35 protein-coding genes and 1 pseudogene are annotated in these 20305 nt (G+C 63.1%); 21 read left to right on the top strand and 15 right to left on the bottom strand.

All coding sequences use genetic code 11. The features are described from left to right. Positions 1 to 41 precede the first annotated feature (41 nt). Both OKW45_RS09845 and OKW45_RS09840 read left to right on the top strand, forming a co-directional pair. Positions 42 to 494, top strand: a pseudogene (locus OKW45_RS09845) (MFS transporter); the annotation flags it as partial. A 47-nt stretch (positions 495 to 541) separates the two neighbouring features. Then, positions 542 to 2254 carry a recombinase family protein gene (locus tag OKW45_RS09840; RefSeq protein ID WP_429467654.1) on the top strand — a complete coding sequence of 571 codons (1713 nt, stop codon included), beginning with the start codon at positions 542 to 544 and terminating at the stop codon, positions 2252 to 2254. A 54-nt stretch (positions 2255 to 2308) separates the two neighbouring features. Here the strand turns inward: OKW45_RS09840 and OKW45_RS09835 are convergent, their stop codons facing one another. From OKW45_RS09835 to OKW45_RS09795, 9 genes are all read right to left on the bottom strand, one after another. Next, entirely contained in the window at positions 2309 to 2602 is a 294-nt protein-coding gene (locus OKW45_RS09835; protein WP_429467651.1) for a hypothetical protein, read from the bottom strand. 25 nt (positions 2603 to 2627) lie between these two features. Further along, positions 2628 to 2858: a hypothetical protein gene (locus OKW45_RS09830; RefSeq protein ID WP_429467650.1), complete on the bottom strand. Its 231-nt coding sequence runs from the start codon at positions 2856 to 2858 to the stop codon at positions 2628 to 2630. Between the two features lie 11 nt (positions 2859 to 2869). Continuing rightward, positions 2870 to 3799 carry a hypothetical protein gene (locus tag OKW45_RS09825; RefSeq protein WP_429467648.1) on the bottom strand — a complete coding sequence of 310 codons (930 nt, stop codon included), beginning with the start codon at positions 3797 to 3799 and terminating at the stop codon, positions 2870 to 2872. 119 nt (positions 3800 to 3918) lie between these two features. Continuing rightward, positions 3919 to 4428, bottom strand: coding sequence for a hypothetical protein (locus OKW45_RS09820; protein WP_429467647.1), 510 nt, complete (start codon positions 4426 to 4428; stop codon positions 3919 to 3921). Then, on the bottom strand, positions 4425 to 4679 hold the full coding sequence (locus OKW45_RS09815; protein ID WP_429467645.1) for a hypothetical protein: 255 nt from the start codon (positions 4677 to 4679) through the stop codon (positions 4425 to 4427). The genes OKW45_RS09820 and OKW45_RS09815 overlap by 4 nt, the downstream gene beginning before the upstream one ends. 81 nt (positions 4680 to 4760) lie before the next feature. Next, positions 4761 to 5861 (bottom strand): RecT family recombinase, encoded by a 1101-nt coding sequence (locus tag OKW45_RS09810; RefSeq protein ID WP_429467643.1) that lies wholly within the window; start codon positions 5859 to 5861, stop codon positions 4761 to 4763. Beyond that, positions 5858 to 6778, bottom strand: coding sequence for a YqaJ viral recombinase family nuclease (locus OKW45_RS09805; protein WP_429467641.1), 921 nt, complete (start codon positions 6776 to 6778; stop codon positions 5858 to 5860). Before OKW45_RS09805 ends, OKW45_RS09810 begins: the two co-directional genes overlap by 4 nt. Before the next feature lie 450 nt (positions 6779 to 7228). Then, positions 7229 to 7714: a hypothetical protein gene (locus tag OKW45_RS09800; RefSeq protein WP_429467638.1), complete on the bottom strand. Its 486-nt coding sequence runs from the start codon at positions 7712 to 7714 to the stop codon at positions 7229 to 7231. Positions 7715 to 7790: 76 nt separating this feature from the next. Next, on the bottom strand, positions 7791 to 8336 hold the full coding sequence (locus OKW45_RS09795; protein ID WP_429467636.1) for a hypothetical protein: 546 nt from the start codon (positions 8334 to 8336) through the stop codon (positions 7791 to 7793). Between the two features lie 1227 nt (positions 8337 to 9563). On the opposite strand from OKW45_RS09795, the gene OKW45_RS09790 reads away from it, so the two are divergent. The 12 genes from OKW45_RS09790 to OKW45_RS09735 all read left to right on the top strand — a co-directional run bounded on the left by OKW45_RS09790 (position 9564) and on the right by OKW45_RS09735 (position 14089). Next, on the top strand, positions 9564 to 9902 hold the full coding sequence (locus tag OKW45_RS09790; RefSeq protein ID WP_429467634.1) for a transcriptional regulator: 339 nt from the start codon (positions 9564 to 9566) through the stop codon (positions 9900 to 9902). Beyond that, the gene (locus OKW45_RS09785; RefSeq protein WP_429467632.1) at positions 9899 to 10129 is read left to right on the top strand and encodes a hypothetical protein; all 231 of its coding nucleotides are present in this window, start codon (positions 9899 to 9901) and stop codon (positions 10127 to 10129) included. The genes OKW45_RS09790 and OKW45_RS09785 overlap by 4 nt, the downstream gene beginning before the upstream one ends. Positions 10130 to 10201: 72 nt before the next feature. After that, a complete protein-coding gene (locus tag OKW45_RS09780; RefSeq protein WP_429467630.1) occupies positions 10202 to 11047 on the top strand; it encodes a hypothetical protein in 846 nt (281 codons plus the stop codon). After that, positions 11028 to 11567, top strand: a complete 540-nt coding sequence (locus OKW45_RS09775) for a hypothetical protein (RefSeq protein WP_429467628.1) — start codon at positions 11028 to 11030, stop codon at positions 11565 to 11567. The genes OKW45_RS09780 and OKW45_RS09775 overlap by 20 nt, the downstream gene beginning before the upstream one ends. Before the next feature lie 7 nt (positions 11568 to 11574). Next, complete coding sequence (locus OKW45_RS09770; RefSeq protein ID WP_429467626.1) at positions 11575 to 11736, top strand: hypothetical protein; 162 nt, start codon at positions 11575 to 11577, stop codon at positions 11734 to 11736. Between the two features lie 8 nt (positions 11737 to 11744). Next, complete coding sequence (locus OKW45_RS09765; protein ID WP_429467623.1) at positions 11745 to 12242, top strand: RusA family crossover junction endodeoxyribonuclease; 498 nt, start codon at positions 11745 to 11747, stop codon at positions 12240 to 12242. Next, the gene (locus OKW45_RS09760) at positions 12239 to 12475 is read left to right on the top strand and encodes a hypothetical protein (RefSeq protein WP_429467621.1); all 237 of its coding nucleotides are present in this window, start codon (positions 12239 to 12241) and stop codon (positions 12473 to 12475) included. Before OKW45_RS09765 ends, OKW45_RS09760 begins: the two co-directional genes overlap by 4 nt. After that, entirely contained in the window at positions 12475 to 12693 is a 219-nt protein-coding gene (locus OKW45_RS09755; RefSeq protein ID WP_429467618.1) for a hypothetical protein, read from the top strand. Before OKW45_RS09760 ends, OKW45_RS09755 begins: the two co-directional genes overlap by 1 nt. Beyond that, complete coding sequence (locus OKW45_RS09750; protein ID WP_429467616.1) at positions 12690 to 12902, top strand: hypothetical protein; 213 nt, start codon at positions 12690 to 12692, stop codon at positions 12900 to 12902. The genes OKW45_RS09755 and OKW45_RS09750 overlap by 4 nt, the downstream gene beginning before the upstream one ends. A gap of 16 nt (positions 12903 to 12918) precedes the next feature. Next, a complete protein-coding gene (locus OKW45_RS09745; protein ID WP_429467614.1) occupies positions 12919 to 13524 on the top strand; it encodes a hypothetical protein in 606 nt (201 codons plus the stop codon). Further along, positions 13521 to 13748: a hypothetical protein gene (locus OKW45_RS09740; protein WP_429467613.1), complete on the top strand. Its 228-nt coding sequence runs from the start codon at positions 13521 to 13523 to the stop codon at positions 13746 to 13748. Before OKW45_RS09745 ends, OKW45_RS09740 begins: the two co-directional genes overlap by 4 nt. A 134-nt stretch (positions 13749 to 13882) precedes the next feature. After that, positions 13883 to 14089 (top strand): hypothetical protein, encoded by a 207-nt coding sequence (locus OKW45_RS09735; protein ID WP_429467611.1) that lies wholly within the window; start codon positions 13883 to 13885, stop codon positions 14087 to 14089. A 196-nt stretch (positions 14090 to 14285) separates the two neighbouring features. On the opposite strand, the gene OKW45_RS09730 is transcribed toward OKW45_RS09735, so the two are convergent. From OKW45_RS09730 to OKW45_RS09710, 5 genes are read right to left on the bottom strand one after another with little or no spacing between them, the layout of a single operon-like run. Then, positions 14286 to 14516 (bottom strand): hypothetical protein, encoded by a 231-nt coding sequence (locus OKW45_RS09730; RefSeq protein WP_429467609.1) that lies wholly within the window; start codon positions 14514 to 14516, stop codon positions 14286 to 14288. 13 nt (positions 14517 to 14529) lie between these two features. Continuing rightward, positions 14530 to 14967, bottom strand: coding sequence for an antirestriction protein (locus OKW45_RS09725; RefSeq protein WP_429467607.1), 438 nt, complete (start codon positions 14965 to 14967; stop codon positions 14530 to 14532). Positions 14968 to 14982: 15 nt separating this feature from the next. Next, the gene (locus tag OKW45_RS09720; RefSeq protein WP_429467606.1) at positions 14983 to 15225 is read right to left on the bottom strand and encodes a hypothetical protein; all 243 of its coding nucleotides are present in this window, start codon (positions 15223 to 15225) and stop codon (positions 14983 to 14985) included. Between the two features lie 10 nt (positions 15226 to 15235). Then, entirely contained in the window at positions 15236 to 15406 is a 171-nt protein-coding gene (locus OKW45_RS09715; protein WP_429467603.1) for a superinfection immunity protein, read from the bottom strand. Positions 15407 to 15452: 46 nt separating this feature from the next. Further along, positions 15453 to 15716, bottom strand: a complete 264-nt coding sequence (locus OKW45_RS09710; RefSeq protein WP_429467600.1) for a hypothetical protein — start codon at positions 15714 to 15716, stop codon at positions 15453 to 15455. Positions 15717 to 15833: 117 nt separating this feature from the next. Between OKW45_RS09710 and OKW45_RS09705 the strand changes: the two genes are divergently transcribed. From OKW45_RS09705 to OKW45_RS09690, 4 genes are read left to right on the top strand one after another with little or no spacing between them, the layout of a single operon-like run. Continuing rightward, positions 15834 to 16043, top strand: coding sequence for a hypothetical protein (locus OKW45_RS09705; RefSeq protein ID WP_429467599.1), 210 nt, complete (start codon positions 15834 to 15836; stop codon positions 16041 to 16043). Further along, complete coding sequence (locus tag OKW45_RS09700) at positions 16043 to 16573, top strand: hypothetical protein (RefSeq protein WP_429467596.1); 531 nt, start codon at positions 16043 to 16045, stop codon at positions 16571 to 16573. The genes OKW45_RS09705 and OKW45_RS09700 overlap by 1 nt, the downstream gene beginning before the upstream one ends. Further along, entirely contained in the window at positions 16570 to 17238 is a 669-nt protein-coding gene (locus OKW45_RS09695) for a glycoside hydrolase family 19 protein (protein ID WP_429467594.1), read from the top strand. Before OKW45_RS09700 ends, OKW45_RS09695 begins: the two co-directional genes overlap by 4 nt. 11 nt (positions 17239 to 17249) lie before the next feature. After that, on the top strand, positions 17250 to 17543 hold the full coding sequence (locus tag OKW45_RS09690) for an HNH endonuclease (RefSeq protein ID WP_429467591.1): 294 nt from the start codon (positions 17250 to 17252) through the stop codon (positions 17541 to 17543). Between the two features lies 1 nt (position 17544). Here the strand turns inward: OKW45_RS09690 and OKW45_RS09685 are convergent, their stop codons facing one another. Further along, positions 17545 to 17832, bottom strand: a complete 288-nt coding sequence (locus OKW45_RS09685) for a hypothetical protein (protein WP_429467589.1) — start codon at positions 17830 to 17832, stop codon at positions 17545 to 17547. 159 nt (positions 17833 to 17991) lie between these two features. On the opposite strand from OKW45_RS09685, the gene OKW45_RS09680 reads away from it, so the two are divergent. Genes OKW45_RS09680 through OKW45_RS09670 form a run of 3 tightly spaced genes read left to right on the top strand, consistent with a single transcriptional unit; the run spans position 17992 to position 20302 of the window. After that, positions 17992 to 18570, top strand: a complete 579-nt coding sequence (locus OKW45_RS09680) for a ParB/Srx family N-terminal domain-containing protein (RefSeq protein WP_429467587.1) — start codon at positions 17992 to 17994, stop codon at positions 18568 to 18570. A gap of 41 nt (positions 18571 to 18611) precedes the next feature. Further along, positions 18612 to 19640, top strand: a complete 1029-nt coding sequence (locus OKW45_RS09675) for a DNA cytosine methyltransferase (RefSeq protein ID WP_429467584.1) — start codon at positions 18612 to 18614, stop codon at positions 19638 to 19640. Continuing rightward, on the top strand, positions 19637 to 20302 hold the full coding sequence (locus OKW45_RS09670) for a class I SAM-dependent methyltransferase (RefSeq protein ID WP_429467583.1): 666 nt from the start codon (positions 19637 to 19639) through the stop codon (positions 20300 to 20302). The genes OKW45_RS09675 and OKW45_RS09670 overlap by 4 nt, the downstream gene beginning before the upstream one ends. Positions 20303 to 20305: the final 3 nt, after the last annotated feature.

Here is a 20305-nt window from a genome sequence, read left to right as displayed (position 1 = left end):
CCCTGCCGTAAAAGCAGTCGCAACAGAAGGAGACAGACAACATGGCATTCCCCGATCCCGCGGGGTCCGTCGCGCGCAGCGGCGGTACCGTGGCGCATTCCACTGACGCGGCCGGCAGCGCCGCCCGCAGCACGCCCGCTCAGGCGGCGGGCCACGCATCGCTCGACGCCGGCAGCATTTCGGCGCGCCTCGACCGCTTGCCCGCCACGCGCTCCGTCTGGAGGCTGGTGGTGCTGCTGAGCCTCGGCTTCTTCTTCGAACTCTACGACCTGCTGTACTCCGGCTATATCGCGCCGGGCCTCGTGAAAAGCGGCATGTTGACCGCGACCACGCATGGCCTGTTCGGCTCGACCGGCGTCGCGAGTTTCATCGCCGCGCTGTTTAGCGGCCTGTTTATCGGCACGATCGCGTGCGGTTTCCTCGCGGATCGCTTCGGGCGGCGCGCGGTGTTCACCTGGTCGCTGCTGTGGTACACCGCGGCGAAGATAGCGGTTACTCAATATATACTCAGGATTCCACCCGTTTTTGTGGTCGAATCCAGATGGCACCCGTACGTCAATCAGCGCGCAAACTCGCGCCTTCCCATCCCCCTGGCAAAGTCTACAGCTACACGCGGTTCAGTTCGCTGAAGCAGGCATCCGGCACGAGCGCCGAGCGTCAGGCAGAGTACGCCGCGAAGTGGGCAGCCTCGCATGGCCTCGAACTGGACGAGTCGCTGACGATGCGCGACGAAGGCCTGAGCGCCTACCACCAGAACCACATCAAGAAGGGCGCGCTCGGCGTGTTCCTCAAAGCCGTTGAGGGGGGCCGCATCCCTTGGGGCTCGGTCCTGATCGTCGAAAACTTCGACCGCCTTTCGCGCGCGAGCGCGCTGGATGCTCAGGCGCAGCTTGCCAGCATCGTCAATGCCGGCATTACGGTCGTTACCGCGACCGACAATCGCGAGTACAACGCAGACAGCCTGCGCGCCGACCCGATGAGCCTCATCTATAGCGTACTGTCGATGATTCGCGCGCACGAAGAAAGCGACCGCAAAAGCCAGCTTGTCGGGGACGCGTTCCGCAAGCGCGCCGAGCAGTGGATCGAAGGCAGGTTTCGCGGGCTGGTCGGTAGTCCATCGCAAGCCCCCTCGTGGGTGCGCTACATCGATAACCCGGACAAGCTCGCACGGTTCGAACTGATCCCGGAGAAAGCGGCAGCATGGCGGCGCGCGATAGAACTCTACCGGGCCGGATATGGCGGGCTCGGTACGGCGAAGCGGCTAGAAGAAGAAGGCCTGTCGGTCAGCGAGCGTTACCCGGTCGCCGCGATCAATCGCACTATCACTTCCCGCGCGCTGGTAGGCGACAAGGCGTTCACTACCGGTGGGCAAACGTTCACCCTGCCTGGGTACTATCCGGCACTGCTGAGTGAGGCCGAATTCGACGAGTTACAGGCACTGGCGACGAAGCGCGGATTCCGCAAGGGTAAAGGGGTCGTCACTTCAATCGTGAGCGGCTGGGGGATTACGTTCTGTGGCTACTGCGGCGCTATCGTTGCCTCGCAGAATCTTGACCGGGGCAGGCCAGACGCTACCAGGCGCCATCAATATTCGCGCCGCCTGCGTTGCCATCAGTACCAGCGCAACGGCCAGCACTGTACGGCTGCGGTGACAAGCTGCTCAGCCGAAGCGGTCGAGCGCGCGATCATGCAATATTGCGCCGACCCGCTGAAGCTCACGCACCTTCAGCAAGGCACCGACATGGTTAGTCCGCTGATGGCGCAACTTGTCGCGAAGCGCAAGGTCGTGGCGAAGCTCGAAGCGAAGCTGAAAGGATTTACCGACGCGCTACTCGAAGATGACGAGGCGTCGCCCGCCGCCTATATCAAGCTGATGCGCGAGACCGAGAAGCAGAAGAAGGACGCCGAGCGCGCTGTCGGCGATCTGGAACGCGAACTGGCTGTCAACACCCAGGCGCAACCGTCGCGCGCGGATGAGTGGGCCGGGCTCGTCGATGCCGTGATCGAACTCGACGACGATGCGCGCATGAAGGCGCGCAAGCTGATACAGGACACCTTCGAACGTATCGAGGTATTCATGAAGGGCCTTGACCTGACTGGCGAGCATATCCACCTGCAACTGACTTCGAAGCGCGGCGTGGGAGTTGGTTTCGACATTGACCGCACGACGGGCGAACTGATCGGGGCCGCCAAGGACCGCGCGGAGACGCTGCAAAAAGCGCGGGGGCCGTCACGCAAGCCTCGCATCCGGTAGGAGACCGATCAGCCGTATTCAGGACCGAAGAGGTGCCGGGGGCACCCCTATGCTTTACCAGTCCTTGTCCTGAAACAGACCCTCGGGCGTTGAGTGGATCCGCAGATAGCCCTCGCCGACGAGATACTTCCGATAGGCGAGAATAGCCAGGTCCCACACTTCCTGCTGAACCTGCGGACCGAGGTCGAGTATGTGGCCGTGTTCATCGACGACAGCCAGTGTGGCTGGTCGGCCGCTGGCGTCCGTGATCGTATAGCACTCCCATATGACGGCGCTGATACACGAGTTCTGGAGAACGGCGCGACTCTCCGACTTCGGGTCGTCAATCGGACTGGTGACGTCTGTCATGTCTACTCCCCCTGCCTTGCCTGCCTTACCAGTTCGCCGGATCGAGCGCGCCTGCCGTGCCGAACGTACAGACGCCGCACATCCCGGACTGATACACGACGCAGCCATCCCTGATGCCGGTCACGCACGGCGACTGTCCGCAGACTTCGCACGTCGCGCCGTAGTCAGGCTGGAACGAATCGAGCGTCGTTTCATTATCCGCCGATGGCGCGGCCGGGGCCGGCTTCGCGCGTGCCTTCCTGCTACGTGATGACATGATGCGCTCCTTCAGGCCGGGTGCGTCATGATGAAGTCGCGTACGGTCCGGCCGAAGTTATGCTGCAAGCTCATGTCGTAGTTGATCACGCCCCATGGATCGCCGCAGATCAACTGATACACGACCAGCGCCTCGACGCCGTACAGTTCACGGCCCGACCAGTAAATCTCGTCCATGAACTGCTTCGCCCATTCGGTGCGCTGGTCGTCAGTGTCGCCTTCGTTGCCGTTCCACTCGGTGACGATGATCGGGACGCCGTACTTCGATTTGCAGTGATCGAGCAGGTTCACGCGCGGCTTCATGTAGTCGAGCGACATGTCGAGCATCGAGCCGTAACACTGGTAGTTATTCCATGTGGTGATGTCCCAGCGCAGTTTCGGATGCCCGCCGCTGCCATCCGGCTGCATGCCATCCCACAGCATGTCCGAGCATGCGATCGAGCATGCGGTAAAACAGTTCGAGGCGATCTGCACGTGCGGGCCGCCCACCGTGCGCACGGCCTGCGCGCAGCCGTTGATCACGCCGCGCAGCGACGGGAAATGACTGTTCCGGAAGTCCTCGGGCACGCCGCCCTGCATGCGCTGATCGACCCTGATGCCTTCCTTCGCGTCGAGTTCATTGCCAGTCTGGAAGATCGTCACGCCAAGCGGCGCGAGCGCGGCGGCGACCTTCGCGCCCGCCATCCATCCCGCGTGATACGCCTCGCCCTCGCTTGCGTACAGTTCGCCGCGCTCGTTGACCATCGACAGGTTGATGCAGCAGATCATGTCGATGCCGGTTTCGCGCAGCGCCGTCGCGAGGTTGACGAGATAGTCCATCGTGTGCGGGCCTTCCCACGCCACGCGGTAGTAACCGGGCTCCATGCCCATCATGCGCAGTGCTTCAATCTGTTGATCAATCGTGTGGTTATAGTCCCAATGTCCGTTAGCGCCATAAAACATGATGCGTTCTCCCTGAACGTTTATCCGGCATGGCCGTGCATAGCCGTCATATGCACGGGTCTAACCTGCGCAGACAGCGCTGCGCCTTATGCGGCTATGGATTGACGGCCCGCAAGAGTTCACTCGGCATCATCCGCGCCGTTGCCGGTGAGTGCTTCCTCCGATGCTTCGAGCGTGCCAAGCGTGCCGGACAGATGCAGCAGATCGACGACGCGCGCGGTCTCGTCGCCGTCCTGCGGATGGACCTGAATACGGGTCGTAAAGCTGCACGTCCCGCCGTCCTGGGCGAGAAAGCTGATCCTGTCGAGTTTCGCGTCGGCAAAGCGCAGTTCATCGCCGGTCTCGCCATCGTGAAACACGAACAGCACGGGCGAATACCTGCCGGCCCACTTCAGTGTCCCGAGCTGCGGATTGCGCAGGTTCGGCGTGCTGTCGGGTTCCAGCATGTCGGCGGTATCGTCCGCGTCATACAGGGACGTGCGCAGCGTCGGCGATAACTGGTCGAGAGCGGTGTTCGGCAAATCGAAAGCGACTCTCAGGTCGAGCGTCAGCACTTCGTCCTCGCCGTGGACTTCCATTCTCGTGTTGATGTGTTCCAGCATCACCAAATGCTCGGTGAAGTTCATCATGGCGTGCCTCTCTGCATCTGTTGCCGCTGTTTTATCTCGCGCAGGAACGTGCGTCGTTCCTCATGCAGCCGGTTAACAGTGGGCGCATCGATGCGCCCGTCTACCGGCGCGGTCAGGATATCGATGCAGTGAATTGCACCTGCGTAGAACGCCATGCGCATGTCACTGTACTGACTGCCGGGCGCATCTAACGGGATCATGTCGGCTGCGAAGCTCTGCCATGCCACCGCGATTGAAGTTGAATGTTCCATACCTGCCTCGTCTTGCCTATCCTGTCACCGTTGGTGCGCTTAGCGCCTCGCCAGCCCGGTCTATCTCACGCCTCGCCTGCCTTACTGACCTTCAAACTGCTTGCGTCGATAGGTATAGGTTTCTTCCAGTTCGCTGCGCTGACCTTCGACGGGGACCGCGCCAATCAGCGTGGCTGCCTCGTCAAGTGCATCGGGCGTCGTTGCTGCCTGCAATGCGTCCATCACCTGCGCATAGGTCATCACTGGAGGCTCGCCCGATGACGGTGCTGCGTCGTCTTTCTTCGCAGCCTGATGCGCGGCGGTGCGCGCTGCATTCAGGCGGTCGGCATAGGCGGTGCGCGCAATCTCCTTCTCGCGGTCGGTGCGCAGCTTTCCGGCCAGTTCTCCGGCCGCGGCCAGTTCGTCCGCGTTCGACGCGTCGTGAATCTGGTGCAGCACGTCATCGAGCAACACGGACCGGGTCGCCGCGTTTTTCTTCAGGTTCTGCTTTACGCTGTCGGTGCGCGATGCGGAAGGCAGCACGCGCGGTACTTCGTCGACCGTTCCCATGTTGCGCGGTCCCGGATCGAAGTCCAGTTCCTCAGGCGTATAGACGCCCAGCAGCACATCAGGTGCATGGCGTCGCGCCCACTTGCGCACCGCGAGGTAGCCGATCTGCTGCTGCGGGTCGGTCGCCCACTGCGTCGAGAAGCGCGGATGTGCCTGCGCCATCATCACCTGCACGGTGCGTGGGTCAGTCTCGCCCCTGAAGGTCGCACCGACGATCACGCCAAGCCCTTCCTCGTCCTTCTTCGTATAGGTCGCCACGGCGTATTCGCCGCCCTTGTCGGACTTGCGCTGTTCGAACTTGCCGAGCACCCGCGACCAGTCACCGAGATAGTCATAATCGGGGCGCGCGATGATCGGCGCGCGCGCGATCACCACCGCCGCGACAAGCTGCCCGTCATAACCGATCAGCCCGCTTTTGGTGATGTGCGTTTTCGACGCGACCATGTACGGGTCCATCTCCCAGCGCAGCGACTGCATGGCAATCGCGAAGCATGCGCCCTTGTTTTCGCGCAGGTGTGCAGGTACGGCAGGCCCGGCACTCGCCATCAGTCCGGCAAGGCGATCGATCTGTTCGATCAGCGCGGCGTTCAGCGTGAAGCGCTCGCTCTGCACCTGATGAATTGCGGTACTCATTCGTTGTTCTCCTTCGTGTCGGCGGCCTTCGCCTTCGCAAAGGTCAGAGTCTGATAGTCGCAGGGCGGCACTGTGTACGCTTCACGATGGATGGCCTTGCGCCGGTACTGACCGCCTTCGGGCAGACGACCGACAGCAGCGTTCGCCATTGCGTGCAAAATGTGCGCGCGTGCGCCATCGGCGACCGCCTGATATAACTTCGTCTGTGCATCGGCATCGAGTCGCACCTGATGCCACGCCTGAATCTCGGCAGGCAGATCGATCGTGCCGCCGTCCGTGCCGGGATACATGCGCTTCAGCAGTCCGATCGTGGTCGGATGATCGAAGTCGGGCGGTGGCGGCTCGCGCCGCTCGACGTACTGCCAGAAAAGAGCTTCGCCTTCGATCAGCATCTGTTCAAGTTCGGCGTCGCGCTCGATGTGATAGACCACCAATCGATTGCCGCCAACGCAGGCACCAATATCCCATACGGGATAATCGCAAACACTCATGTAGTGCACCGTTTGCAGTAAGTACGGCGTCGGAACTTCATCTGATCCCGGTTCGCCCCATTCGCCGAAGCGGTACGCCATTGCATCGACGTTCTTGATTTCGACTCCGCGCCGCTGGCCTTCGACTAATCTGTCGATGTTTGCCAACATGAACGGATACTTCGGGTGCCGAAGTATCTGATTGCGTCGGCGCAAACGCACATTGAAACGCCGCGCATACTGATCGGCAATGACACCTTCCAGTGCGCGGCCGAAATCAGTTCTTTCAACGCCGGCCGCATCCATGTCACGCGGAACCTGCTGGCCGATCTTGTCGAAGTACAGTTCAAGCCTTGTCACGTACGGACTCTGACCGAGCGCCGCAGCAGCATCGCTGCCGCCGACGCCGGCCCGTCGAAGTTCCAGCCATTGTTCGCGTGTGCCCATTTTCAAATCTTCCTGCCTGCCACACCAAGCCCCTGACCGCTATGCCCCGACTTGTCCTTCCCGTCCTCCGATCGACAATCCCAACCTCGCCTCGCCTGCCGATCCAGTCCTCGCCAGTGCACGCCTGGCCCGGTACGCCGTACCGCGCCTGCCGTGCCTCGCCGGTATGTCCGTCGCTGTCCCATCAACGCCCCGACACGCCTGGCCTGCCAAGTCAGTCCATCGCACGCCCAGCCAGTCGCGGCCCCGCCGAAGCTCGCCTGCCTCGCCATCGCCCTATACGCCAGTCCGTACCGGTCCATGCCTCGCGATACCTGCCGATCCATGCCACCCGGAAATTCCGAGACCTTGCCCATCCGATGCTGAACGGCCCATCGACGCCGGCCTCTCAATGCCGGTCTCGTCCGATCCCTCACACACTGCGGCGAGCCGAGCCGAACCGCGCCTGCCTTATTGCGTCATCGGTGGCGGGGCAGAAAAATGCTGCTGCACTTCGGCGATACCGGTCAGCAGCGCATCGATTTCGTTCTCAAGCGAAAGCACACGCGCGAGCGCGCGCGCCCTGACAAGCCGACCGCGTACCGCAGTGAACTCGCTAATTAGCGCGCGACGCGCGCGGTCCTCGTCGGTCGCAAGCTGCACGACCGAGCAGTAGCCAGCCCGCGTATCCGGGTCTTTCACGTAGCAGGGCGCGACAATCGTCATTTCCGTGCTGTGGACGATCAGCGTCACGCTGCGGATGATCTCGCGCATCTGCATGAGACGGTACGCATGCCCCGCCTTTTTGTTATCCCATTCGAGCAGCGCGTGAAGCGGGCTTTTCGGGTCTCGGGCATCCGCAACGCCTATCTCTGGCGTCAGGTTTCCGTCGTGCTGGTCGTGTAGCTGCTGAAGCCGTTCGCGCACCGGATCGGTTTCGGGTTTTGCCCTTGTCATGATGAGCGTCCTATACTGTTGAGGCGGCGCACGTTAGCGGCGTGCACCGCCCCGGTTGGTTGTGAAAGTCTCTCTGTCATGCAGCCTTGATGCCACGGCGACGAAGCTCGACATCGAACCACGCAAGCAGTTCGGCCGTTTCGTCGTCGTAGGCAACCGGATCATCCATCGCGGCCTGCTGCGCCGCTCGCGTGCCTTCCTTCACGATCTGCACGAACGCGGGATCGTTCTCGCCGACCACTTCGAACTGTCCGTAGGAACCCGAACCTTTCTCGGGACGCCAGTCGCCGATACCGCTGATCAGTCCGGCCGCCGAGATCAGGTTCGCGACCGCCTGCCCGCGCAGTTGCGGCTCGACGTATGTGATCGTGGCGACCAGTGCCCAGCGGGGAATGATCACGCGGGTTCGCACGTCAGGCGTCTTGCCGGGGTCGGCCATACGGGTGATGCTGCACAGCACCTGCGGGACCCCGTAGACCGGAATCATCGGCTCGCGCATGAAGGTCAGCCGCCCGATCTGCGCTTTCGACGTTCCGGGCATTTCGAGTGCTGCTGAACGCATCGCACCCTTGAATGCGACCGAGGGAACGCCGAGCAGGGTAGGTGCGGTGTCGTCGCCCATGCGATGCGCTGCCGAGCGGAATTCCTCAAGCGGGTTGTGTTTCAGACTCTGTGCTTTTTCTGCTGCGTTTTTCCGGGGCGGCGGTAACAGCAATTGCTGCCGTGCTTTTTCGGATAATCGATTCATGACCATCGGCGTGCTGCTGCGGATGCAGACGCGAACCGTCGAAGTCTTCAACGTCAGAATTTCCAGCGTCTCCGGTACTTCGGATTTCTTACTAACTGTCTTGCCTGCTGCCATTTCGGGTGCCTCTTTTTCAGGTAGTGCGCCGGATCACGCGCCGACGCGTCGCGTTTTCTGCTGTACCTGCCTTGCCCTGCCGTTTCGCTACATGCCCCGCCGTGCAGCGCCTCGCCTTCCAGCCGTGCCGCGCCTGCCTCTCCAGTTCTGTTCTGTCCCAGCCCAGCCGTGCGATTCCTCGCCTGCCTCGCCAGTCCTAACTCGTACGCGCCATGCCTCGACGTCCATTCCCGGCCTAGCCAGATACGTCCCGTCCTAGCCTGCCGCTATCGCTGCGCCGGTCCACGCTGCGCTACGTCATTCCGTCGCAATCCTCGCCAATGACATCCTCGCCTGCCTCTATCACCGGACCAGTCGTTGCCCCGCCAGGCCGTGCCGGTTCAATCCTCGCCAATCGGCGCCTGCGTCGCCACACCTGTCTAAACCGAAGTCATGCCGGCCGTTATCGCCACGCGTTGCCGCACCAGGCCTGTCCGTGCACGTCAATCGCGTCCATTACGCTCCCTGCCGTGCCCGTCCTGTCCAGCAAAACGCACAGCCTGTTCCCGCCAGTTATCGCCTGTCCGAACGTGCCGGATTAATCCATCGCATTGCTAACTAGCCCGTGGTCAAGCCATTCAATTTCTTTACGCTTATTCCCTATCAGGCGGATAGCGGAATCGTGCATTTATTGGCCGGTGCGTGAGTGGCAATTTAGGCGCGGCAAGTAGCGGATTTCAAGAAATTTATTTTTTTTCAAAGTGGCGGGAAAAGGCTAAGTGACATCGTTTTGACATCGTTTTGACTACGTTTTGACATCGTTTTTCAGCCGCAAACCCGCGTGGTTAAGGTCTTTTGCCAAAAGTCAAGTATCGGGATTGGGTGCAGCAGAAAAGTACTTTCTGGCAGGCTTTTTCGGCCATCGGCAGGGTTGAACAGGCGCGGTCAGTGGCCTATCGTTCAATCGCGGCGATAACCGCAGCAGGCATTAAACAGGGAGTGATTCTAATGACGCGATCCGCTGAAGCGCTCGCCATTGCGAGTGCATATCCCGGCATGCGCGCGTTAATCCGCGCTATTGAATTAACCGGCTCACAGGAACAGCTTGCGCAGGCGATTGGCGTCGAAGCCAAAGACATCAGCCGCTGGCTTCACAAGACACGTCGCGTGCCGCTCGAATACGTGCCGGCCATCGTCGCGGCGGTCTATCACGATGACGTGAGTCCGGTCACGCTGCGCCCCGACCACCTGAAGGGCTGGGCGTTGCTCGCGCGTCAGCTTGCGCGACCGCCACGCGGTTATCAGATCGACGCCGACGATCCCGAACTCGAAGGAGAACCGCAATGAACGACGATCAGGGTATCGGGCGATGCAAGGCCCGCTTCGTGACGGTCTATCCGCGTCATCACCAGCCGCTGACGCTCGCCGACTATGAACGTGCAGCACAGGTATTCATGCGCGACTATGAGCGCGTGCGCGCGAGCATGGACTTCACGCTAGGCGCGTTGCGCGAGCAGGAAGCGCGCGCTCAGGCATTGATGCGAGTTGCGCCGCTGCCGTACTCCGGTTCGTGATCAACGGGGACTGCAATGCCACGTATCCGCACGATCAAGCCGGACTTCTGGACCAATCCGCAGGTGGCGAGCGTGAGTCATGCGGCGAGGCTGCTGTTCATCGCAACGTGGAACTTTGCGGATGACTACGGCAACCTTCCGCGCGATCCTGAGGCGCTGAAGAACAAGGTCTTTCCGAGCCGCCACGACGCCGATGTCGATGTCGAGCCGCTGATCCGTTCACTGATCGATCAGGAACTACTCATTGAATATACCGTGAGTGATACCGGAGAGCGCTTCCTGCACATTCCGACCTTCACGAAGCATCAGGTCATCAACCGGCCATCGCAACCCGCGTATCCCTTACCCGGCAAGGCTTTGCTCGATTCATTGAGTCATAGAAAAAAGCGCCATTGCGTTAGCACTCGCGAACGATTCACTGACCACTCACGGACGGAAGTGGAAAGGGAAGTGGAAAAGGAAAAGGAAAAGGAAAAAACCATAGGGAGTAGTGGAGGTAGTGGTACATCCGCGCGCGCGCGAAAAGACGCGCCCGCATCTACTGCCCCCGCGTCGATCACGTGCGCAATGCGGCAGGGGCGCATCGTCGGCGCGCAGCCGTCGAACCCGCGCATCATCGCGCTGGCCGATGCGGGCGTGACGACCGAAGCCGTGAACGATGCCTGTGCCGAGGCACACCGCCAGCATCCCGGCGAGCGGATCGGCGCGGCGTACGTCTGTTCGATCCTCGAGCGGTGGCAACGCGAAGGGCAGCACACGAACGGGCATGCATCGACATCGGCCACGTTCGACGAACGCGCGAAGGACCGCAAGCGTGTCAGCGATGCCCTTACGGGCGGTGAGCGCAAATCGCGTGACATGTGCGAAGTCGTTGATGTGCCCACCCGGGAGATCGGTCATGGGCCGCGCCATTCCTGAGTACTGGATCGAACGTCTGTTCGCGCGCATGGAGTCGATCTGGGGCGCACGCTTTCAGGACTTCTGGCGCAACGTGTCGGACCCGAACGAGGTCAAGGCGGTGTGGGGCGAAGGGCTCGCGGACGTGACTGATGAAGGTCTGAAGCGGGGAGTCGCTGCGCTGTTCCACGAACCCGGTCCGCCGACGCTGCCGCGTTTTCTCGAACTGTGCCGCCCGCAGCCGGCGATGTACACGCCGAACCGTGCGGCGCTGACCGACGAGCGGCGTACGGCGCCGGGCGAGGCGCGCGAGCAGCTTGCCCGCATCCGCGAGATCGCGGCCGGTCTGCTGCGTGAGCATGGCGCGCCGGCAGGAGGCGGCATCCGCTGGGCGTTCCGGCTGCTGCAACTCGCAGAGAACGGCGAGCACATCACGGCGAACCAGATCGGCTTTGCAAAGGAAGCCATCGAGAACTACAACCGCACGCACGGCCAGCATGAGAACGGCCATGCGCGCGAACCCGGCAGCGACGACGAGTGAGGCGATCATGGAAAGCATCAGCGACAAACGCTGGATCGATGTGGTGCAGGCAATCTGCGCAGCAGCGAGCATCGTGGCGGCGTACTTCGGCAGTCACCCTGCGGGCTATGCGCTCGGCGTGGCGATCTTCGGGCTCGCGCTGTTCCGCGCGATGAAGGCAGGCGAGTGAGGCATGACATGCGCATCGAATTCACGATCCTTGGGGAGCCCGCGAGCAAGGCCAACTCGCGCGAGATCGTCGCGCGGAAAATGCGCGATGCGTGGGGCGGCATCAAGACGCGGTCGATGTCGATCAAGTCGGACAAGGCACGCGAGTATGAGCGCTCGGCGATGAAGCAGATTCCGAAGTCTGCGCGCGTCGCGCTGACCGGTCCGGTGCGCGTGACGATGCGGATTTTTTACGCGAGCGAGCGGCCTGACCTCGACGAGTCGGTGATCCTCGATGTGTTGCAGTCGAAGTATCAGAACGTGAGGAAAGACGGCAAGGATACCCGCGAGTGCATCTTTCGCGGCGTGTATCTCAACGACCGGCAGGTACGGCAGAAATTCATCCTGCACGGCATCGATGCCGCGAACCCGCGTGCCGAGATCCGCGTCGAGCCGTTGCACGCGCAACAGTCGATGCTCGACTTCGACGAGGTGCCGTATGACGTTTTCGACATGGAGCGGCTATGAGCAACTGGGTCGAGCAGCAGGTCGAACTGCTGCTGACGGCCGAACGGCCGCTAACGCTGGACGAACGCGCGATGGTCGCCAGCATGCTGAAGCAGCTGGACGCGTGGCTCGTCGCGCGTACGACCGCGCTCTACCGCATCGGGATCGTGGTCGATGCACCCGCGGGCACGGACCTCGTTCATGAACTGCCCGACATCGTTGCGCAGGTGCTGAAGCGCAAAGGGGAACAGTGATGCACAGGTGTCTGTGGCCCGGTTGTGATATCCCGGTGTGCCGTTCGATCTGGGGCTGCCGCGCACACTGGTACGCACTGCCGAACAACCTGCGCGCATGGATCGGCCGCGCATACCGTCAGGGCATCGCGCGCGGCGATCACCCGTCGCGCTCGTGGCGCGAGGCGCACGCGGCTGCGCTCGCATGGATCGAACAGCGCGAAAGGGGCGGGTCATGAACACGATGGTCGAACCTAAAACCGGTGATCTGGTCGCGGTGCTGGAGTTCTACCCGGACGCGCCGCAGTACCGCTGGGTGCTGGCCGAAGTGGTCTACGTCGATGCGTACAGGATCGGCGTGCTGCTGATGGCGGGCGTGGACTCGGGTAAGTACCGCATGCTTGAACGCTCGACCGAGAACCGCGAGTGGAAACGACGCGAGGCATGATGCAGTGAGGCAGAACATGGACACGATCTTTCTCGACACGCCTACCGCGCTGCACGTGTCGTTCCTGATTGCAGCGCTGCCGGTCTCTGAGCCGTCATCGTTGCGCGGTGCGCTGATCCACATGCTCGAAACGATGCCGGTGCTGACCTACCAGCAGGCATCAGCACTAGCGCGCATGATCGGCACGCGATCATCGACGGTCAACTTCGGCGGGCTGACCCGCCACGAGATTCACGGCCAGTGCGCGATGATCATCGACGCGGTACAGCATCGGCTGCCGTACCCCGAGCTTTGCGTGGTGCTGGCCCGCTTCGCGCCGACTGAACGCACCAAGGGCGTCGGCGTCGATGGTCTGATGCTGTGGCTCGCACCGATTGCGCCGATCACGAATCACGCCGCGCTGTCCTCGCTGATCTGGCGGCGCTACGTGCCGAAGAAGTACCGCGACGGCTTTTCGCTGCGCGCGATTGCGAAGGCGACCGGATCGAGCAAGTCCACGCTCGGCCGCGTCGCGCAGTGGCTCGATGATGAAGCAGCCGGGATGGAACTGCGCGCGATCCGCCGGCTCGAAGAAACCTTCGTTGCGCATGGCGTCTGCGATGCCATGCCGATGCAGTCATGAACCCCGTCACCCGGAACCGTCTGATGCTGCACTCCCACCACAAGGCGCACCGTCTTGAAGCGGACGTTGCGCGGCTCGTCGATGTGCTGGCAATCATCGCCACGATGGCCGAGAACCGGTCCGCGCTGATGCCCGAGGGTGAGCTACTTGCCCATATCGCGAGGCTCGCCAGAGCCGGCCTTGCCGGGGCCACGCCGCCCGCCGATCCGCATGCGCACGGATGACGCTTGACACGTGGGACAAACAGGGCTAGTTTGGCCCCAAATTGGACAAGTCCACCCGGAACAGACACAGCCCGCCGCCGTGCGCAACGGCCGCGGGCTTTTTTGCGTCCGGTTTCCACCCAGGAGAAGCCGCCATGCAGGTCAACATCGCAAACCTCGGAGACAACCCGGTACGCGTAATCGTCGATCACGAAGCCGACGACGACGCGCAGCTTGGACCGGGCGAGGACCAGCAGTTCGAGACGGCTGACGGCGGCGTAATCGAACTAGGTGACGTGGCCGGCGCCGACGAAGGCGCGGAAGGCGCCGCGCAGGCCGAACCGGAAGGCGTACCGCCGTAGTCCCGTACAACGAGCGGGCGGGAACCGGTCGAGCGGCGGCGTACACCGGCCGAGAAACCGCCGACGCGCGGCGGTGGCTACGAGCGTATCGGGCGACCGGCGCGAAGCCGCTAGCGGCGCGATCCTGACGCCGTCCCGCGCAGGGCAAAAAAAAACCCAGTCGAAACCGGGCTCGCGGAAGGGGACGGGTGCGCGGTCAACCTTCGACGACGCCGAGCGTGAGCCGCTTGCCGAGCGCCGCGAGCGCTTCGGCAACCGCGTCTATCTTCGTCGCGTGTTCGGGATCGAGCAGACGGTTCACCGCCTGACGCGTCGTGCCGAGTCGTACGGCGAGATCGACCGGGCGAATGCCCTGCGCGGTCATCTCGGCCAGTAGCAGCGCCTTGGCCGCATGGCTTGGTAGCAGGTCAGGGGTGGCTCGGGTCATGGTCGTCGCTCCGTCAGTTAATCGCGGCGAGTATCGCGCGCGCCTCGGGATGCTCGCACGCGTAGTACCGCAGCAGGTGGTAGTGGTCCGCGAGTCGGTCGGTGGAGTTGCCGTCGCCGCGTCCGTGCGCGGTCTCGGCTATCGCGCCGAGCGCAAACATGGAGAGGATAATGCCGGCGGCCTCGGTCGAGACCTCGCAGTCGGTGTAGTTGCCATCGACGACGATCCGCCACGTCTCGCGCTCGGGCGGCGCTGCGAACATCGCGCCGTTGCTGACGCGATGGAAGCTCCAGAGTCCGCCGTCATAGTCGGGCATAAGTGCTTCCGCGAAGTGGAACAGCATCCCTTCGCCGGGAATGAAGTAGCGCGGGCCGAACATGTCAGGCGTGAACTTGGGCCGTTCGGTATCCGAAACGTTGGTGACGGTCATGCGGGTGGTGCTGGTGGTCATGGCGACTCCGTTGGGTCAGGCAGAAAAGGCTTCGTTCGCGAAAATGGTGGCCTCGTCAAGCGTACGGAACGCGCGGCCGGTCCTGCCGACCGTGAACAGCAGGCCGAAGCGGCTGGCGGTTTTGCGGATCGCGTGGCCGTTGACGGTCGCCACCGTATCGGCGGCGAACTTCTCGCGCATCGCGTCGTTGTAGCCTTCGGGTCCAAGCGCCTCGATGCAGGCGAGGCGCCCTTCGGGTGTGTCGAGATTCCAGTTCATGTGATGGTCCTCAGTCGTTCTTGACGGCCCAGACGAGGGCGACGCCCCAGCCGAGGATAGTCCAGCCGAACAGCAGGTTCGTGATCGCGATGGCGTTCATGTTCCGGTGCTTGCGGAACCGCGCGACAAGGCCGGGCAGGAAGTACAGAAGTACCAGGGCGATAGGGATAAGCAGGTCCATGATGTGGACTCCTTGGTGATAGTGGCCCGCTAGCGCGGGCCGGGGTTTAGCGCCACCCGATCTCGCGGGCGACTACGCCAGGCAGATAGCCAAGCTGTGCGCCCTCGACGAGATAGACGACGTTCTCGTCAGGCTGTTCGTCCTCGTACTCGTCAGGGTCCGGCTCATAACCGGGCGGGCGAGCATCGGGACCGACTAGCACCGCGTCGGCGATGCCGTACTCGAACGGCCAGTTCGGTTGCTGCGCAATGCGGATATCGGCGTCCTCGGGCAGGCCTTCGAGCAGTTTGATAAGTTCAGCGACTTTCATCTCGTTCTCCTTCGTGATCCTGACTAACTTCTTCCTTCACTTTCATCGTAAGCGGATCGTCAGGTTATGTACACACATTGGGTTACGGAAAACGGGAAAAATCAGCAGGAGTTCGAAATGACTTTGACCGCCAGAGGTCGGGCACGTATCAAGCCGTCGAACTTCGCGCTACCCGGCAGGCGCTATCCGATCAACACGACCGCACGCGCGCGCAACGCGGTGGCGCGTGTCGCGCAGTACGGCACGCGTGCCGAACAGGCAAAAGTACAGCGCGCGGTGCATCGCCGGTGGCCGTCCATCGACGTAACCAAAACGAACAAGCGGTGATGATCTCGGCGATCATGACGCTGATCGGCGCGCTCGGCGGTGGCGCGCTGCGGCTGCTGCCCGAGATGATCTCGGCATGGACCAACAGGCAGCAGAAGGAGAACGCAGTCAGGCTTGCGGAACTGCATGTTGACGAAGTGCGCGCCGAACTCGCGAGCCGGCTGGAACTCGCGCATCTTGGCGCGGAGAACATCGAAGCCGAAAGGCAGCTGGAACTCGACAAGGCGAAGGCCGCCTCGATGGTCATCGCGCAGCAGGCACAGGCGCAACTCTCGGGTGTGCGGTGGGTCGATGCGCTCACGCTGTCGGTGCGGCCGGTGGCGACGTATCTGATGCTGCTGCTTTACATCGCGTTCAAGCTGATCGTGATTCGCGATGCTGTGATCCAGTCCGCCGCACCCGGACCCGCAACGGTTACGTCGCTAGTCGAGGTGGTGTGGAACGAAGACGACGCGGCGATTTTTGCAGCTGTTCTGACCTTCTGGTTCGCCGATTCGGTGCTCGTCCGTCGCACCAGGGCTGCGCCATGAGCCTGACTGCTACGCAACTTACCGTCGCCGTGCCGCGCGTAAATACTGCCGTGTGGCTTGACGCGCTGAACGTCGCGATGCGCGAGTTCGACATCAGCACGCCTGCCCGTGCCGCTGCTTTTCTCGCACAGTGCGCGCATGAGTCGTCGGACTTCACACGCCTTGTCGAGAACCTGAACTATTCGGCTGACGGGCTGGCGAATACCTGGCCTTCCCGTTTTGCAACCGCGCAGAAAACCGTAGGCCGGCGCACCCCGAACGCGGCGGCGCACCGGCTCGCGCGCAACCCCGAAGCCATTGCCAATCACGTCTACGCGAACCGGCTCGGCAACGGCGATGAAGCGAGCGGCGACGGCTGGCGCTTCCGTGGTCGCGGGCTGATCCAGTTGACCGGGCGGGCGAACTACCGCGTCGCGTCCGGTGCGTTCGGTATCGATCTGGTTGACGAACCGCAGACGCTGGAGCAGCCGGCACTCGCCGCGCTGGTCTCTGCGTGGTGGTGGTCGGCTAATCGCGTGAATGCCATCGCGGATCGTGGCGACTGGCTCGCGGTCTCACGCGCGGTGAACCTCGGTAACGCCGCAAGTCCGGCCATGCCTCACGGCCATGACGACCGGCGCGCGCGCACGCTGGCCGCGCTCGATGCATTGCAGGACTACGCATAGGGATCGCTGTTGTGACTGCTACCCCGCGCACGCGTGGCCGCAAGTGGCTTCGCATCCGCGAGCGACAGCTTCGGCTGCACCCGCTATGCGCGCGCTGCATGGCGAACGGCTTCGTTACTGAAGCAACGGAAGTCGATCACATCGTCCCGCTCGTCAAGGGCGGCAAGGACGCGTGGACGAACCTGCAAAGCCTCTGCGTGCCTTGCCACGTCGAGAAGACCCGCGAGGATATGGGCCGCAGTCCGGGCGGCTGCGACGTGTCGGGCATGCCGACCGATCCGCGCCATCCGTGGGCCACGCGCTAGATCAGTCGTGGTCAGGTTCGTCGGGCCGTAGCCGTACTGCCTGATCGCCGTTCATGATCTGCGGCAGGCCGGGAAAGTACACGTCGCAACGTTTGTTCGGTGCGCTTTCGCTTCGACGTGGGCAGTCGGTTATCTCCGACCCGAGATCAGTCATCGGGAAGTCGGCGCCAAGCTGGTCGAGCAGCTTCGCCAGCCGGTAGCGCCCGCGTCGCTCGCATCGGGTACAGGCGACTTCGAGATGGGTCGCGCGCGCTGCGACTTCGCTGAGAGAAACAGAACCTTTCTTCATCGTCGTGTGGGTGCGTTCGGGATTCGGGTGGCACAGCGTAGCAGTATCCGGCCGGGGGAGCGCGAGCGGGGGGCGGACCGGAAAATTCTCCGCACCGGACGAAAACCTACGCAAAAGTTTTTCTCACAGGGGCGCAATTTGCCAGCAGGGGGTCGAAACATGGCACGACGCACCGAACCCGCGCAGAGCGCACCGGCCGCGCGCGCCGCCGACGCCGCGCCGCAGTGGCCGGCCGACCGCGTCGAGCGCTGGCCGCTCGACCGGCTCATTCCGAGCGCCCGCAACGCGCGGACCCACTCCGACGCGCAGATCGCGCAGCTTGCCGCGTCGATGCGCGAGTGGGGCTGGACGATGCCGGTTCTGGTTGACGAGGACGGCGGGTTGCTCGCCGGTCACGGTCGCGTGCTCGCCGGGCGACAGCTCGGTTTTACGAGCGTACCGACGATGGTCGCGCGCGGCTGGTCCGACGCGCAGAAGCGTGCCTACATGATCGCGGACAACAAGCTCTCACTGAACGCCGGGTGGAACGAGGAGATGCTTCGCGTCGAGATCGACGCGCTCGCGTTCGATGGCTACGATACGGCGCTGACCGGCTTCAGTACCGATGAACTCGCCGAACTCGCGTGGACCCCGAAGGCGCCGAAGGTGCCGGTGCAGTTCGAGGCGACGGGCTCGGACCTGAAGACCGACCACCGCTGCCCGAAGTGTGGATACGAATGGAGTGGGGCTTCGCGATGACAGCAGGGGCTACACAAAGACCGCCCTACCGCGTACCCGCTATGGCCGAAATAGACCGGTTAGCGCGTCATGGCAAGGTGGTCGTTTCCACGTTCTCAGGTGGTGGCGGTTCGTGTCTCGGCTACCGAATCGCGGGATATCGCGTGCTGTGGGCCAATGAATTCATCAAGGCCGCCCGCGAGACCTACGCCGCGAACTTCCCCGACACCGTGATCGACCCGCGCGACATCCGCCAGGTGCAGCCCGACGACATCCTCGCGGCGACCGGCCGCGCCGTTGGCGAGATCGACCTGTTCGACGGCTCCCCGCCGTGCGCCGCGTTCTCGGTCTCGGGCAAGGGTGACGCAGGCTGGGGCGAAACGAAGCTCTACAGCGACGGCGCGCACCAGCGTGTCGATGACCTCTTTTTCGAGTACACCCGACTGCTTGCCGGGCTTCAGCCGAAGGTATTCATCGCCGAGAACGTCAAGGGGCTCGTGCGGGGCAAGGCGAAGGGGTACTTCAAGCTGATCCTCGCCGCGCTCGCCGACTGCGGCTACACCGTCGAGGCCCGCGTGATCAACGCCGCCTTCCTCGGCGTGCCGCAGGCGCGCGAGCGCCTGATCTTCGTCGGCGTACGTCGCGACCTAAACCTGTCGCCCGCGTTCCCGAAGCCGCTGCCCTATGTCTACACCGTACGCGATGCGCTCGGCGGGCTCGACACCGCTGCGCCGGTCGAACAGAACGCGTGGCTCGGTGGCTATCAGACCGGTGCAGAGTGGCGACGCCTACGGCCGGGTCAGGGTTCGGCGAAGTACCTGAACCTGATCCGCGCGCACTTCGATGCGCCGTGTCCGACCGTAATCGCCGTCTCGGGAAAGGTCTCGACCGCGTGCGTCACGCACCCGACCGAGTGTCGCAAGTTCACCGCAGCCGAAGTCAGGCGCCTGTGCAGCTTTCCCGACGACTTCATCCTGACGGGTAACTACCAGCGCCAGATCGAGCGAATGGGACGCGCGGTGCCGCCGCTGATGATGTCGGCGATTGCCTCGACCGTATACGCCGAAATTCTCTCGAAGGTCCAGTCATGAAAATTCCGCCAGAGTGGACATTCAAAAGCGATGCCATCGCGAGCAACTTCGATGCGCATGTGCGCGAGCAGTTGCCGTGGTACGACCTCGCTACCAATGCGGTCGCCCACTTCGCACGCCACTACATTCCGTACGGCGGGCTCGTCTACGACATCGGCGCGGCTACCGGCAATATCGGCCGCGCGCTCGCGCCGACCGTCGAAGGGCGACAGGCCGAGTTCATCGCCATCGACAGTGCGCGCGAGATGGTCGAGCGCTATACGGGTCCGGGGCGCTGCGTGCATGCCGACGCGCTCGAATACGAGTTTGCCGCCTGCGATGTCGTGATCGCCTTTCTGGTCGTGATGTTCCTCGCCCCCGCGCGTCGACGCGACTTCGTGCGCAAGCTCTCGAACCTGATCCGCCCCGGTGGTGCGCTGATCATCTTCGACAAGACCGACTGCCCCGGTGGCGGCTACCTCTCGACCGCGATCCATCGCCTAACGCTCGCCGGCAAGCTCGCGAGTGGCGCGCAGCCGCTCGCGATCATCGAGAAGGAACTGAGCCTGAGCGGCGTACAGCGTCCGCTCACGTGGCAGTTCATGCACCACGCCGCGCCGGCTGCCGTCGAGGTGTTCCGCTTCGGCGAGTTCGCCGGGTGGGTCATCGAATCGCAGGAGTAGGAA

The organism is Paraburkholderia lebeckiae (assembly GCF_050436225.1).
GTDB lineage: Bacteria > Pseudomonadota > Gammaproteobacteria > Burkholderiales > Burkholderiaceae > Paraburkholderia > Paraburkholderia tuberum.
This window is presented reverse-complemented; position numbering and strand designations above follow the sequence as displayed.